Source organism: Pseudomonas sp. 13B_3.2_Bac1 (assembly GCF_025466205.1).
In the GTDB taxonomy this organism is placed as follows: domain Bacteria; phylum Pseudomonadota; class Gammaproteobacteria; order Pseudomonadales; family Pseudomonadaceae; genus Aquipseudomonas; species Aquipseudomonas fluorescens_H.
The window spans coordinates 1-13,718 of the sequence record NZ_JANLOG010000028.1; the positions used below are offsets into that span (position 1 = coordinate 1).

Sequence of the window (13,718 nt, forward strand, 5' to 3'; positions counted from 1 at the left end):
CCCCCCCCCCCCCCCCCCCCCCCCCCCCCCCCCCCCCCCCCCCCCCCCCCCCCCCCCCCCCCCCCCCCCGCTCCCACATTGGATCCCTGGGTGGCTGAAATTCTGGATCAGGCAGAGATGATTCGGTTCTTGCCCTGACGCTTGGCCTCATACATTGCCGCATCCGCCCGGGCGAACAGGCTGTCGAGGCTTTGGTCTTCGTCCTTGAGGCTGGTCAATCCCTGGCTGACGGTGATGCTGAAGGTCTGGCCGTCGATATTGAAGCTCAACCGCTGAATCTCCTGCTGCAGCCGCTCGGCCACCTGCATCGCCATGTCCGGTGCGCAAGCGGGGAACACGGCGGCGAACTCCTCGCCGCCGATACGTCCGAACAGATCGCCGCGGCGTAACGACCCGCGCCCGCACTCGGCGATGCGCTGCAGCACATTGTCACCTTCCGGATGGCCGTAGCTGTCGTTGATCAGCTTGAAGTCATCGATATCCAACAGCAGAAACGCCAGCGGCGCACCTTGCAGGCGCGCCTCTTCGAACTCGCGGTTGGCGCATTCGAAGAAATGGCGGCGGTTGCTGCTCTGGGTCAGCACGTCAGTGGTGGCCAGCCGTTGCAGCTCGGTTTCCATGTGCTTTTTGTCGGTGATGTCCTCGGCGATGCCGACGATGATCACCGGTTGCCCAGGCTCATCCTGACGGTTGATGAAGCACTTGTCGCTGAGCCAACGGACCTGGCCGTCGGCGGCGATGATCCGGTATTCGCGGTCTTCCACTGCGCCTTTGTGCAGCACTTCGGCAAGGCTGCGTTCGGCGTAGTCCAGATCGTCGGGGTAGATGCTGTCGCGCCACTGGTTGTAGTCGGCCAGCAAGAGCCCTGCGGAGCGACCGAAAATCCGCTCGTAGGCCGGGCTGACATACAGCACCTGACGGGTTTCCCAATTGAAGGCCCAGAGTACCGCGTTGACGCTCACCAGCAATGAGCTGAACAGCTGTTCGCGTTCGCTCAGGCGCGCCACCTCACCTTGGGCGTGCATCAATGCCATCAGGGTTTGCGCGGCTTCGGGCCACTGCGGGAGGGATGAGTCTTTTTGATTGTTGTTGACCATCGGCACTTATCTCAAAGGGCGTGCCGCAATATCGACAACGGCCACAGTACTGCCCGCCGGGGTGGCGAAGTGTCTTTGAGATAGGGGATTGTTGGCTTAGTTCCGCGCTTTTGTGGCGAGGGAGCTTGCTCCCGCCGGGCGGTAGGAACGACGCGTTTTGTCTGTCAAAACGCGTCGCCTGTTCTACGACTGCTGCGCAGTCGATCGGGAATGAATCACCTCACCACAGGGGACTCATTCACCGCCGTCAGACTGCGGCGGGGCGTAACGAGTAGGTTTTCAACTGGTCGGCGAATTCACGCAGGGACTGGATGCCGCTGGCCTCGGCCTCGTGCACCCATTCCTTGATGGCGGCGAGCATGTCGTGGCCATTGGCGCTGGTCTTGACCCAGATCTGCTGCAAGGCCAGGCGTTTTTCATAAATGACCTTCAGCGCCTGGCTGTGCTCGAGCATGTTCTGGATGCGCAAGTGATGACGATCTTCCAGCAGGCTGGTTTCCCGTGACAGCAGGCGTTTGGCCCGATGGAATTGATGGCGTACCGAATGATCGACCTTGTCCAACTCCTGCTTGACCAGTGGGCCGATGACCAATTTGCGGTACTGGGCCATGATCTGGAACCGGTTGTTGAGGATCGCCATGGCGGTGTCCATGTCCAGATTGCCCTTGCCTTCGACGCGGTGGGCAATCGGTGCCACGCGCTGCACCTTGGCCAGACCGAAGAAGCTGAAGACCTTGATCCATGCCCAGCCGAGGTCGAACTCCCACTTCTTCACCGACAGCTTGGCCGAGTTGGGGTAGGTGTGATGGTTGTTGTGCAGTTCTTCGCCACCGATCAGGATGCCCCATGGCACCAGATTGGTTGCCGCATCGCGGCATTCGAAGTTGCGATAGCCGATGGCATGGCCGAGACCGTTGACCACGCCGGCCGCCCAGACCGGGATCCACATCATCTGGATCGCCCAGATGGTGATGCCGATGGTGCCGAACAGCAGCAGGTCGATCACGCCCATGATGGCGACGCCCAGCAGCGGATAGCGGCTGTAGACGTTGCGTTCGATCCAGTCTTCGGGGCAGTTCTTGCCGTAGATGCGCAGGGTCTCCGGGTTTTCGGCTTCGGCGCGATACAGCTCGGCGCCTTTGCGCAGCACGGTGGACAGGCCCTTGATGACCGGACTGTGCGGGTCATCTTCGGTTTCGCATTTGGCGTGGTGTTTGCGGTGGATGGCGGTCCACTCGCGGGTGTTCTGCGCCGTGGTCAGCCACAGCCAGAAGCGGAAAAAGTGTTTCAGACCGGCGTTCAGCTCAAGCGAACGGTGGGCCGAGTAACGGTGCAGATAGACCGTGACGGCGACAATTGTCACATGGGTCATCAGCAGGGTGACCGCGACCAGTGACCAGGCCGACAAGCCAAGAAAACCTTCGTACCACATAGGCTATAGGGCCCTCGATAAAGATAAAAACAGCCGTTGCATTATCACCAAGCACACAGATAAAACCAGTCGCCCTTTCAGATAAGAGTCGCTGGATGTTTCTTGACCTATAATTCCAACCTTTTTGTAGGGACATGGACAGCCGAATGTCTGCCACTTATCGCGATGCCTTGCGTGCAGCGCTGCTCTATCTCGTGCTTGCCGCCGTATGGCTGCAAGGTACTGGTTATTTATTAAACAATTTCTTCGATGAGTCCGTCGATCAACTGCGCTGGCAACTGATCAACGGTTACGTCTGGGCGGCGCTCAGTGCCGGGCTGATTTTTCTGGCCCGCGTGCGCTTGTGCGAGTTTCTCGGCATCGGCGCGCGGTTGCGTGAGCGGCAGGCTGATCGCGAGCGCCTGCGCCAGGCGGCAGCGGTGTTCGATTGCACCCGCGAAGGCGTGCTGGTCACCAACCGTCAGGGCCTGATCGTGCACGTCAACCGCGCGTTCATGGAGATCACCGGCTATCAGCGCGAAGAAGTCCTCGGGCATCAACCGAGCCTGTTCAAGTCCGGCCACCATCCGCCGGGCTTCTATCAGGCGATGTTCGCCACGTTGGAGGCGGAGGGTGAATGGAGCGGAGAAATCTGGAACCGGCGTAAAAGCGGCGAGATTTATCCACAGTGGCAGACCATCCGCGTGATTCACGATGATCAGGGCCGGCTCAGTCACTACGTGGCAGTGTTCTCCGACATCAGTGCGATCAAGGACTCCGAACATGAACTCAAGCACCTCGCCCATCACGACCCGCTGACCGATTTGCCCAATCGTCTGTTGTTCAGCGACCGCGCCGAGCAGGCGCTGGCGTCGGCGCAGATCCACAAACGTGGCTGCGCCCTGCTGCTGATCGATCTGGATCACTTCAAGATGATCAATGACAGCCTCGGGCACAACGTTGGAGATCGCCTGCTAAAAGCGGTGTCGGCGCGCCTGCAGGAACTGTTTGGCCCGGGGATTACCCTGGCGCGGCTTGGCGGTGACGAGTTCGCGGTGCTGGCGGAGAGTTGTCCACAGCTGGTTCAGGCGGCGGCGCTGGCCCAACGCATTCTTGATGCGCTCAAGCAGCGGTTCTGCATCGATCGGCATGAGCTGTTCATCAACGCCAGTATCGGTATCAGCCTGTTCCCCAGCGATGCATTGAGTGCCGATCAATTGCTGCGCAATGCCGACGCCGCACTGTTCAAGGCCAAGAGCAGCGGGCGTAACGGCTACGCGCTGTACACCGAAGAGTTGACCGCGCATGCGCAGCAACGGGTCGAGATTGCCTTCGAGCTGCGTCGCGCGCTGGAGCAGCAGGAGCTGCGCGTCTATTACCAACCGGTTCACGATTTGCACAGCAGTCGGCTGATCGGCGTCGAAGCGCTGGTGCGCTGGGAGCATCCGCAGCGTGGTCTGGTGTCACCGGCGGAATTCATCCCGATTGCCGAACGCACCGGACTGATTGCCGAAATCGACGCCTGGGTGATGCGCCAGGCGTGTTCGCAGATGTGCCAATGGCAGCAGGCCGGGGTGGTGTTGTCGTTTGTGGCGGTGAATGTGTCGTCGCGCCTGTTTGCCCGGCGTGAACTGTACCAGCAGGTGGCGCAGGTGCTGCACGAGACCGGGCTGGATCCGGCGTATCTGGAGCTGGAAGTCACCGAAAGCGCGGTGATGGATGACCCGGAAGTGGCGCTGGAGCAGATGCATCGTCTGCGTGAGTTGGGTATTCGCCTGGCGATTGATGACTTTGGCACCGGGTACTCGTCGCTGCTGCGGCTCAAGCGCTTGCCGGTGCAGAAGTTGAAGATCGATCAGGGTTTCGTCGCCGGTCTGCCGTGGGACGAGGATGATGCGGCGATCGTCCGGGTGATCATCGCCCTGGCTCGCAGCATGGGCATGCAGGTGCATGCCGAAGGCATCGAGCAGGCCGAGCAGGCGGCGTTTCTGCTGGAGCAGGAATGTGATCTGGGGCAGGGTTACTGGTTTGGGCGGCCGGTGCCGGCGGGGGAGATTGATTGGGCGCGGGCACCTGTTATCGGTTAGCAGTCCTGTTATGGCTGACACAAAACCTGTGGTGAGGGGATTTATCCCCGATGGGTCGCGCAGCGGCCCTAAAAAACAGGGACTGCTACGCAGTCCATCGGGGATGAATCCCCTCACCACAAGGTTTCATACAAGCTTCAAACTCGGTGAACACCGCGCAAACCCTTGCTCCGTCAGATAATGTTTTCCAGTTATATAAACATTCTTAAATAGTCTTTTTAAGAATATCTGCGCCTCTCTTATATTGCTCCCACGCCGAACGCAGTGCCGCCCACTGCCAGGCATTTCCCATTCAAAGGAGCAGCACCATGAGCGCATCCCTTCGCAGCGTTGACGGTCAGGACGAAACCACCATTTTGCGTGAGATCCAGAGCGCCCTGCGCGATCTGCGATTTGGCGCGGTGGAGATCACTGTGCACAACGCTCAAGTCGTGCAGATCGAACGCAAAGAGAAATTCCGTTTGCAGCAGCCGGGTAACAAGCCGAGCTGAAAAAGATCGCAGCCTGCGCCAGCTTTTGCAGGGGGCTGTGCGCAAGCGCTGGCGCAGGCGGCGATCTTTGAATGAGCACCCGATTCCAGCAACACATAAGAAAAAGCCACCACCAAGAATTCCAGGAGCTTTCACCATGTCGTCGATTCGCCGTTACGCTTTGGCCGCGCTGGCCAGTGCTGTGTTTGCCGGTTCCGCGGTTGCCAAGGATTACGAACTGCTCAATGTGTCGTACGACCCGACGCGCGAGCTGTATCAGGACTACAACGCCGAATTCATCAAGTTCTGGCAGAAGGATCATGCCGGCGACACCGTGAAAATCCAGCAATCCCACGGCGGTTCGGGCAAGCAGGGCCGGGCGGTGATTGACGGTCTGCGCGCCGACGTCGTGACCCTGGCCCTGGCCGGCGACATCGACGAAATCGCCAAGCTCGGCAAGACCCTGCCGGCCGACTGGCAGAAGCGTCTGCCGGATGCCAGCACCCCGTACACCTCGACCATCGTGTTCCTGGTGCGCAAGGGCAATCCGAAAGGCATCAAGGACTGGGGCGACCTGGTCAAGAACGACGTCTCGGTGATCACCCCGAACCCGAAAACCTCCGGTGGTGCACGCTGGAACTTCCTCGCCGCGTGGGCCTATGGCCTGAAAGCCAACGGCGGCAGTGAAGAAAAAGCCAAAGAGTACGTACAGACCCTGTTCAAGCACGTGCCGGTATTGGACACCGGTGCTCGCGGCTCGACCATCACCTTCGTCAACAACGGTCAGGGTGACGTGTTGCTGGCCTGGGAAAACGAAGCGTTCCTGGCGCTGAAGGAAGACGGCGGCGCCGACAAGTTCGACATCGTTGTACCTTCGCTGTCGATCCTTGCCGAGCCACCGGTGGCCGTGGTCGACAAGAATGCCGAGAAGAAGGGCAACGAGCAGATCGCCGAAGCCTACTTGAAACACCTGTACAGCCCGGCCGGTCAGGAGATCGCGGCGAAGAACTTCTACCGTCCGCGTGACAAGGACGTGGCGGCGAAGTACGCCCAGCAGTTCCCGAAACTGGAACTGGTGACCATCGACAAGGACTTCGGCGGCTGGAAATCCGCGCAGCCGAAATTCTTCAACGACGGTGGCGTGTTCGACCAGATCTATCAGGCGCAGTAATCTGACTTTAGCCACACCACGAGCCTGATGCTCAGGCGCGGAAAATGTGGGAGCGGGCTTGCTCGCGAAGGCGGAGTGTCAGACGACCTGAAGTTGACTGATACTCCCTCTTCGCGAGCAAGCCCGCTCCCACATTGATGCGTTTTTAACCAAGGACTTTTATGTCGCGTCGTATCTCCCCCGTCATACCCGGCTTCGGGCTGACGCTGGGCTACACCTTGGTGTACCTCAGCCTGATTGTGCTTATCCCGCTGGCGGCGATGTTCGTCCACGCCGCTCAACTCACCTGGGATCAGTTCTGGACGATCATCACCGCGCCGCGCGTGCTCGCCGCCTTGAAGCTGAGCTTTGGCACGGCGCTGTGTGCCGCGATCATCAACGGCATCATCGGTACGCTGCTGGCCTGGGTACTGGTGCGCTACACGTTCCCGGGACGCAAGGTGATCGACGCGATGATCGACCTGCCGTTCGCCTTGCCGACGGCGGTGGCCGGTATCGCCCTGACCGCGCTGTACACCCCGACCGGTCTGGTCGGCCAGTTCGCCGCCGACCTCGGTTTCAAGATTGCCTACACCCCGCTGGGCATCACCCTCGCGCTGACCTTCGTCACCCTGCCGTTCGTGGTGCGCACGGTGCAGCCGGTACTGGCTGACATTCCCCGTGAAGTCGAAGAAGCCGCTGCCTGCCTCGGTGCCAAACCGTTGCAGGTGTTCCGTCATATTCTGGTGCCGGCGCTGTTGCCCGCGTGGTTGACCGGTTTTGCCCTGGCGTTCGCTCGGGGTGTCGGCGAGTACGGCTCGGTGATTTTCATTGCCGGCAACATGCCGATGAAAACCGAGATCCTGCCGCTGCTGATCATGGTCAAACTCGACCAATACGATTACACCGGCGCCACTTCCATCGGCGTGCTGATGCTGGTGGTTTCCTTTGTCCTGTTGCTGCTGATCAACCTGTTGCAGCGGCGCATCGAAACCCCATAAGGAGGCGCGAACCATGTCCCAATCGTCTATTGCGGCCGCGTCCTCGGCCAACGCTGCACGCCGTGGCAGTGCTACGTCACGGCGCGTGCTGATCGGTCTCGGCTGGCTGATCTTTTTCCTGTTTCTGGTGCTGCCGCTGTTCATCGTGGTGTCGCAGGGTTTGAAGAACGGCCTCGGCGCGTTCTTCACCGCGATCTTTGAACCGGACGCCTTGTCGGCGCTGAAACTCACGGTGATCGCCGTGTTGATTTCGGTGCCGCTGAACCTGGTGTTCGGGGTCAGTGCCGCGTGGTGCGTGAGCAAGTATTCGTTCCGTGGCAAGAGCATGCTGGTGACGCTGATCGACCTGCCGTTCTCGGTGTCGCCGGTGATCGCCGGTCTGGTCTACGTGTTGATGTTCGGCGCTCAGGGCCTGTTCGGGCCGTGGCTGCAGGATCACGACATACAGATCGTCTTCGCCCTGCCGGGCATCGTGCTGGCGACGATCTTCGTTACCGTGCCGTTCGTGGCCCGCGAGCTGATTCCGCTGATGCAGGAACAAGGCACGCAGGAAGAAGAAGCCGCGCGGCTGCTCGGCGCCAATGGCTGGCAGATGTTCTGGCATGTCACCGTCCCCAACATCAAGTGGGGCCTGATCTATGGCGTGGTGCTGTGTACCGCGCGGGCCATGGGTGAGTTCGGTGCGGTGTCGGTGGTCTCCGGGCACATTCGCGGGGTGACCAACACCTTGCCGCTGCACGTCGAGATCCTCTACAACGAATACAACCACGTGGCCGCGTTCGCCGTGGCGAGCCTGTTGCTGATCCTGGCGCTCTTCATCCTGCTGCTCAAGCAGTGGAGCGAAAACCGTATCAACCGCCTGCGCGCCAGCGCCGCGGAGGAATAATTCATGTCGATCGAAGTGCGTAACGTCAGCAAGAACTTCAATGCGTTCAAGGCGCTGGACAACATCAGCCTGGACATCCACAGCGGTGAGCTGGTGGCGTTGCTCGGGCCGTCCGGCTGCGGCAAGACCACGCTGCTACGGATCATCGCCGGCCTGGAAACTCCGGATCAGGGCAACATCGTGTTTCACGGCGAAGACGTCTCCGGCCACGACGTGCGTGATCGCAACGTCGGTTTCGTGTTCCAGCACTACGCCTTGTTCCGGCACATGACGGTGTTCGACAACGTCGCGTTCGGCCTGCGCATGAAACCGAAAAACCAGCGCCCGAGCGAAAGCCAGATCGCGACCAAGGTGCATGAGCTGCTGAACATGGTGCAACTGGACTGGTTGGCGGATCGCTACCCGGAGCAACTGTCCGGCGGTCAGCGTCAGCGTATCGCCCTGGCCCGTGCCTTGGCGGTGGAACCGAAAGTGCTGCTGCTCGACGAACCGTTCGGCGCGCTCGACGCCAAGGTGCGTAAAGAGCTGCGCCGCTGGCTCGCACGCCTGCACGAAGACATCAACCTGACCTCGGTATTCGTGACCCACGACCAGGAAGAAGCGATGGAAGTCGCCGACCGCATCGTGGTGATGAACAAGGGCGTGATCGAGCAGATCGGCTCGCCGGGCGACGTTTACGAAAACCCGGCCAGCGATTTCGTTTATCACTTCCTCGGTGATTCGAACCGCTTGCTGCTCAGCGACGACAACCATGTGCTGTTCCGTCCGCACGAAGTGTCGTTGTCCAAGCATGAGCTGGAAGATCACCACGCCGCTGAAGTGCGTGATATTCGCCCATTGGGCGCGACCACGCGGGTGACGTTGAAGGTGGAAGGGCAGACCGATCTGATCGAGGCCGAAGTGGTGAAAGACCACGACAGCCTGATTGGTCTGGCCAAGGGTGAAACGCTGTTCTTCAAGCCGAAGGTCTGGCAGAAAGTCGCCAGTCTTTAAGATCAAAAGCTTCGCGAGCAGGCTCGCTCCCACCTTTGGAACGCATTCCATTGTGGGAGCGGGCTTGCTCGCGAAAGCGGCCTATACGGCCGCGCGATTCGGATTGACCCGCACCACCCCCGCCCGCGCCTCGATCTGCTCTTTCAACTCATGGCGCATGCCGAGCAGGAAGGCCACTTCCGCCACCACAAACAGCGGTCCGACAATCAACCCGCTCACGTCATCGACAAACGCCGGTTTGCGCCCCTCGTAGTGGTGCCCGACAAACTGGATCACCCAGCCAATCACAAACATCGCCAGCCCGCTGCTCAGCCAGACCATCGTGCTCTGCTGCGCCAGCGCATGTCCGGCCCAGACCGACAGGCCCATCAACAGCGTCATCAGAACGCCCAGCTTCAGTTCCAGGCGCAGGTAAAACCACGCCGACGCCAGCGCCAGCAGCACCGCCGGCGATAGCCACAAGCCGCCCAGCGACCACTCTGGTCGCGACAACAACACTGCCACCGCCACCACGATCAGCGGAATACCGATAAAGTGGCTGGCGATGTTGCGCGGGTCGCGGTGGTAGGCGGCGTATTGACTGAGATGGTCGACGAGGCTTTTCATTGTTGTTCCTCCTGTAGGGTGCGTGCAGCATGCCTCGGGTTCGGCGTTCGCTCTGTCAGGCAGGCGACAATTGGGAGTGTTCATGGATAAGCGTTCACGGCTGCTGACCGGGCAATGGTTCAGTCATCTGCCGGCATCCTTTCAGGATAGTCTGCTGGCGGCGGCTCGGGAGCGGCGGCTGACGGCGGGGCAGCGCTTGTTCCAGCGCGGTGATCCGCCTTGCGGGTTGTACGCGGTGCTCGACGGCGCGATCCGGATCGGGGCGGTGAGTGAGCAGGGCAAGGAGGCGTTGCTGAGCCTGGTCGAGGCGCCGCACTGGTTCGGCGAAATCTGCCTGTTCGATGGCCAGCCACGCACTCACGATGCTTATGCGGTCGGGCCGTGCACCTTGCTGAATATCCCGCAGGCCACGCTGCTGAAAATCCTCGATGAACAGCCGGTATATTGGCGGCACTTGGCGTTGCTGATGAGCCACAAACTGCGCCTGACCTTTATCAATCTCGAACAGTTGAGCCTGCTGCCGGCCCCGGCTCGCCTGGCCCATCGCTTGCTGATGATCGCTGAGGGCTACGGTGAAATCGATGCGCCACGCCGGGTCCTGCAACTGCCGCAGGAACAGCTGGCGTCGATGTTGTCGCTGTCGCGCCAGACCACCAACCAGATCCTCAAGGATCTGCAGGGGCAGGGGATTATCGGGCTGGGGTATGGCGAGATCGAGATTCTCGATGCCGAGCGATTGCGCGCGCTGGCCACACTCTAAAGAACACTGCCATCCCTGTGGGAGCGGGCTTGCTCGCGAAGGCGGTGTGTCAGCCAGCACATCATGCACTGACACACCGCTTTCGCGAGCAAGCCCGCTCCCACCTGTGATCGCTGTTGTTTCTAGGAGCCGCGATAGGTCGAAAACCCATAAGGGCTGAGCAGCAACGGGATGTGGTAGTGCTGGTCAGTCTGCTTCACTTGGAAAATCACCGGAATCTCCGGGAAAAACGTCTCGCGCTTGTTCTTCTCGAAATACTCGCCGGTCTTGAACACCACCCGGTATTCGCCCGCCTCGAAAGGCTGTTTGGCCGGGAACAGTTCGGCGATGCGCCCCTGCTCGTTGGTGGTGCCCTGGGCCAGTGGCTGCCAGTTCTGGCCGACGTGTTTTTCCAGGGTCACGTTGACGCCCGGCGAGGGCAGGCCGTTTTCCAGGTTGAGCACGTGCACGCTCAGCGGGTTGCCGGCGGCCAGCGCCAGGCTGGAGAAGGCACTCAGGCCGAGTGCGGCGAAGGTCATGCGCAGGGTGGTCATGGTCAGTCTCCTTATTGGGAACGGGTGAGGGTAAGGCCGGCCTTTTCGGCGGCCTTGATGGCACAGCTTTCGTCTTGCTCGCCGCCGCCGGAGCCGGCCACGCCCATGGCGCCGACCAGTTCATCAGCGGCGAATAACGGGATCCCGCCGCCGAGCAACAGCAGCTCATCAAGGGTGTTGAGGTTGGCGGTTTCCGGATTGCTGCGGGCGCGCTCGGCGAACAGCCGAGTCGGGGTTTTCGTCGACAGCGCGGTGTAGGCCTTGCGCTGGCTGGCAGCGGTGTTGTGCGGGCCGATGCCATCGCCGCGCAGGGTCACCAGCAAGTTGCCGCCACGGTCGAGCACCGATACCGTGGCGGTGCAGTTGCTCAGCGCCGTGTCGGCCAGCAAGCGTGCGGTTTTCAGATCGAGGTCAGCGTGGCGCGGCAGTTCAGGGGCGGCGAAAACACCGGCGCTGATGCCGAGGGCGAGGCTCGCTGCAAGGTATTTGACGGTCATGGACAGGCTCCAAAAGCGAAGGACATCACCTTAGCCGCCGCTCTTCGTCAGAACCCCGTCAGTCGGATTACAAGTTTGTAATGGGCAATCGGGCCGAAGGCGCCTAGCCTGTGTGCCTGATCAATTGAGGTGTGCCATGCGTTTGCTGGTTGTAGAAGATGAAGCCAAAACCGCGAATTTCCTGGCCAAGGGCCTGGGCGAGTCGGGTTTTGCCGTGGACGTGGCGCTCAATGGTCTCGATGGGCGCTATTTCATCGAGCAGCAGGAATATGACCTGATCATCCTCGACGTGATGCTGCCGGGCCTCAATGGCTGGCAACTGCTGCAACTGATCCGCCAGCGCGGCGCCACCCCGGTGTTGTTCCTGACCGCCAAGGACGCCATCGAAGACCGCGTGCGCGGCCTCGAACTGGGCGCCGACGACTATCTGCTCAAACCCTTCGCCTTCGCCGAATTGCTCGCACGGGTGCGCACGTTGCTGCGGCGCGGGCCGCTGCGCGAGGCCGAGTCCTACAGCATCGCCGATCTGGAAATCGACGTGCTACGGCGTCGGGTCAGTCGCGGCGGTCAGCGCATTGCCCTGACCAACAAGGAATTCGCCCTGCTGCAACTGCTCGCCAGCCGCCAGGGCGAAGTGTTGTCGCGCACGCTGATCGCCTCGCAGGTGTGGAACCTGAATTTCGACAGCGACACCAACATGGTCGAAGTGGCGGTGCGGCGTTTGCGGGCCAAGGTCGATGACCCGTACATGCCGAAACTGATCCACACCGTGCGCGGCGTCGGCTATCAACTGGAAGCGCCGGACGATGCGCTCTAAGTCGATCGCCTGGCGCCTGGCGCTGGCGTTCGCGATTGTTTGCGCTTTGGTGTTGAGCGTGATTGGCGTGTTTCTGTACCGCTCGCTGGCCTCGGAAATCGCCTACCGCGACGACCTCGCGTTGCTCGGTCGACTGGAGCAGGTGCGCGCCTTGCTCGCCGACAGCGACAGCCTCGGTGCCTTGCAGGCGCGGCCACGGCTGTACCAGAACATGCTCGGTAACCTCGACAGCCTGTTGCTGGTGCGGCGGGCCGATGGCTCGAACGTGATCGCGATCAACCCGCGCCAGCGCGAGCTACCGCCATTGAACGCAATCCCGCGCGAGCAAACGCCACAGCGCCGCGATGTGCTGACCTGGCAAGCGCCGGACGGCGCCGAGCTGGCGCTGTTGTCCGGTGACGCCCAAGGGCCGAACGGCGAACCGCTGACGGTGACCGCCGGCAAGGTGCTCACTGAACGTGAACAGATGCTCGCCAGTTATCGCCTGCGCCTGTACCTGGCCGTCGGGCTGGGCGCGCTGCTGGCGTTCGCGCTGGGCCTGGTGCTGCTGCGCCGTGGTCTGCAACCGTTGCGCCAGTTGAGCGCGGCGGTGCGCGGGATTGATCTGCGCAGCCTCGACCAGCGACTGCCCGCCAGCGGCACCCCCGCCGAACTGCTCGAACCGGTGCAGGCGCTCAACGGCATGCTCGCGCGACTGGACGACAGCGTGCAGCGGCTGTCGCAGTTTTCTGCCGACCTCGCTCATGAGATCCGCACCCCGTTGCACACCTTGCTCGCCAGCAACGGCCAGGCGCTGAACCACCCGCGCAGCACGGCGGAGTATCAGGAGCTGCTGGCCTCGAACATGGAAGAGTTCGAACGCCTCAAGCGCATGGCCGAGAACCTGATGTTCCTTGCTCGCGCCGAACAGGCAGAGCGCGCGCTCGACTTGCAAACGCTGGATCTGCACAGCGTCGGCAGCGAGCTGTGCGATTACTTCGAAGCCCTGGCCGATGATCGCCAGTTGCACCTGGAAAACCAACTGCACGGCGAACTGTTGGCCGACCAGCAACTGCTGCAACGCGCCCTCGGTAATCTGCTGGCCAACGCGGTGCGCCACGCCGATGAAGGCACGCTGATCAGCCTGCGCCGCCGCGATGAACCGGGCGTGTGCTGGTTGCAGGTACACAACCACGGTCCGGTGATCGCGCCAGAACATCTGGGCAAACTGTTCGACCGCTTCTATCGCGTCGACCCTTCACGGGCGCAGCCTGGGGACTCGGGTGGGCTGGGGCTGGCGATTGTGCAGTCGATCATGCAATTGCATGGCGGGCGGGTGCGGGTGAGCAGTGATGTCACTGGGACTGTGTTTGAGCTGGGTTTTGAGGTGATCTGACTGGCGCCTTCGCGGGCAAGCCCGCTCCCACAGGT

The 13,718-nt window shown here is 61.5% G+C and carries 14 protein-coding genes; 9 read left to right on the forward strand and 5 right to left on the reverse strand.

The features are described from left to right. Positions 1–107: 107 nt before the first annotated feature. Both NTD85_RS04355 and desA read right to left on the reverse strand, forming a co-directional pair. The gene (locus NTD85_RS04355) at positions 108–1,097 is read right to left on the reverse strand and encodes a GGDEF domain-containing protein (protein WP_226499751.1); all 990 of its coding nucleotides are present in this window, start codon (positions 1,095–1,097) and stop codon (positions 108–110) included. Between the two features lie 247 nt (positions 1,098–1,344). Continuing rightward, entirely contained in the window at positions 1,345–2,529 is a 1,185-nt protein-coding gene (desA, locus tag NTD85_RS04360) for a delta-9 fatty acid desaturase DesA (RefSeq protein ID WP_003220506.1), read from the reverse strand. 146 nt (positions 2,530–2,675) lie between these two features. On the opposite strand from desA, the gene dibA reads away from it, so the two are divergent. The 6 genes from dibA to NTD85_RS04390 all read left to right on the forward strand — a co-directional run bounded on the left by dibA (position 2,676) and on the right by NTD85_RS04390 (position 9,095). After that, positions 2,676–4,595: a phosphodiesterase DibA gene (gene dibA, locus NTD85_RS04365; protein WP_262141510.1), complete on the forward strand. Its 1,920-nt coding sequence runs from the start codon at positions 2,676–2,678 to the stop codon at positions 4,593–4,595. A gap of 308 nt (positions 4,596–4,903) precedes the next feature. Then, a complete protein-coding gene (gene oscA, locus NTD85_RS04370) occupies positions 4,904–5,086 on the forward strand; it encodes a sulfur starvation response protein OscA (protein WP_003220508.1) in 183 nt (60 codons plus the stop codon). Positions 5,087–5,222: 136 nt separating this feature from the next. Continuing rightward, complete coding sequence (locus NTD85_RS04375) at positions 5,223–6,236, forward strand: sulfate ABC transporter substrate-binding protein (protein ID WP_027611146.1); 1,014 nt, start codon at positions 5,223–5,225, stop codon at positions 6,234–6,236. Between the two features lie 161 nt (positions 6,237–6,397). Then, positions 6,398–7,216: a sulfate ABC transporter permease subunit CysT gene (cysT, locus tag NTD85_RS04380; RefSeq protein ID WP_003220511.1), complete on the forward strand. Its 819-nt coding sequence runs from the start codon at positions 6,398–6,400 to the stop codon at positions 7,214–7,216. A 13-nt stretch (positions 7,217–7,229) separates the two neighbouring features. Continuing rightward, complete coding sequence (gene cysW, locus NTD85_RS04385; RefSeq protein WP_003220512.1) at positions 7,230–8,102, forward strand: sulfate ABC transporter permease subunit CysW; 873 nt, start codon at positions 7,230–7,232, stop codon at positions 8,100–8,102. A 3-nt stretch (positions 8,103–8,105) separates the two neighbouring features. Next, positions 8,106–9,095: a sulfate/molybdate ABC transporter ATP-binding protein gene (locus NTD85_RS04390; protein WP_103520289.1), complete on the forward strand. Its 990-nt coding sequence runs from the start codon at positions 8,106–8,108 to the stop codon at positions 9,093–9,095. Between the two features lie 81 nt (positions 9,096–9,176). Here NTD85_RS04390 and NTD85_RS04395 read toward each other — a convergent pair whose 3' ends face one another. Beyond that, on the reverse strand, positions 9,177–9,701 hold the full coding sequence (locus NTD85_RS04395) for a DUF962 domain-containing protein (RefSeq protein ID WP_247840710.1): 525 nt from the start codon (positions 9,699–9,701) through the stop codon (positions 9,177–9,179). A gap of 82 nt (positions 9,702–9,783) precedes the next feature. Between NTD85_RS04395 and NTD85_RS04400 the strand changes: the two genes are divergently transcribed. Then, positions 9,784–10,461, forward strand: coding sequence for a Crp/Fnr family transcriptional regulator (locus NTD85_RS04400; protein ID WP_003220518.1), 678 nt, complete (start codon positions 9,784–9,786; stop codon positions 10,459–10,461). Positions 10,462–10,583: 122 nt separating this feature from the next. Here NTD85_RS04400 and uraH read toward each other — a convergent pair whose 3' ends face one another. Further along, positions 10,584–10,994, reverse strand: a complete 411-nt coding sequence (gene uraH, locus NTD85_RS04405) for a hydroxyisourate hydrolase (RefSeq protein ID WP_097086822.1) — start codon at positions 10,992–10,994, stop codon at positions 10,584–10,586. A gap of 11 nt (positions 10,995–11,005) precedes the next feature. After that, the gene (locus tag NTD85_RS04410) at positions 11,006–11,491 is read right to left on the reverse strand and encodes a GlcG/HbpS family heme-binding protein (RefSeq protein WP_103485237.1); all 486 of its coding nucleotides are present in this window, start codon (positions 11,489–11,491) and stop codon (positions 11,006–11,008) included. Positions 11,492–11,627: 136 nt separating this feature from the next. On the opposite strand from NTD85_RS04410, the gene NTD85_RS04415 reads away from it, so the two are divergent. Both NTD85_RS04415 and NTD85_RS04420 read left to right on the forward strand, forming a co-directional pair. Further along, positions 11,628–12,308, forward strand: a complete 681-nt coding sequence (locus NTD85_RS04415) for a heavy metal response regulator transcription factor (protein ID WP_003220524.1) — start codon at positions 11,628–11,630, stop codon at positions 12,306–12,308. Continuing rightward, entirely contained in the window at positions 12,298–13,683 is a 1,386-nt protein-coding gene (locus tag NTD85_RS04420) for a heavy metal sensor histidine kinase (RefSeq protein ID WP_262141511.1), read from the forward strand. Before NTD85_RS04415 ends, NTD85_RS04420 begins: the two co-directional genes overlap by 11 nt. Positions 13,684–13,718: the final 35 nt, after the last annotated feature.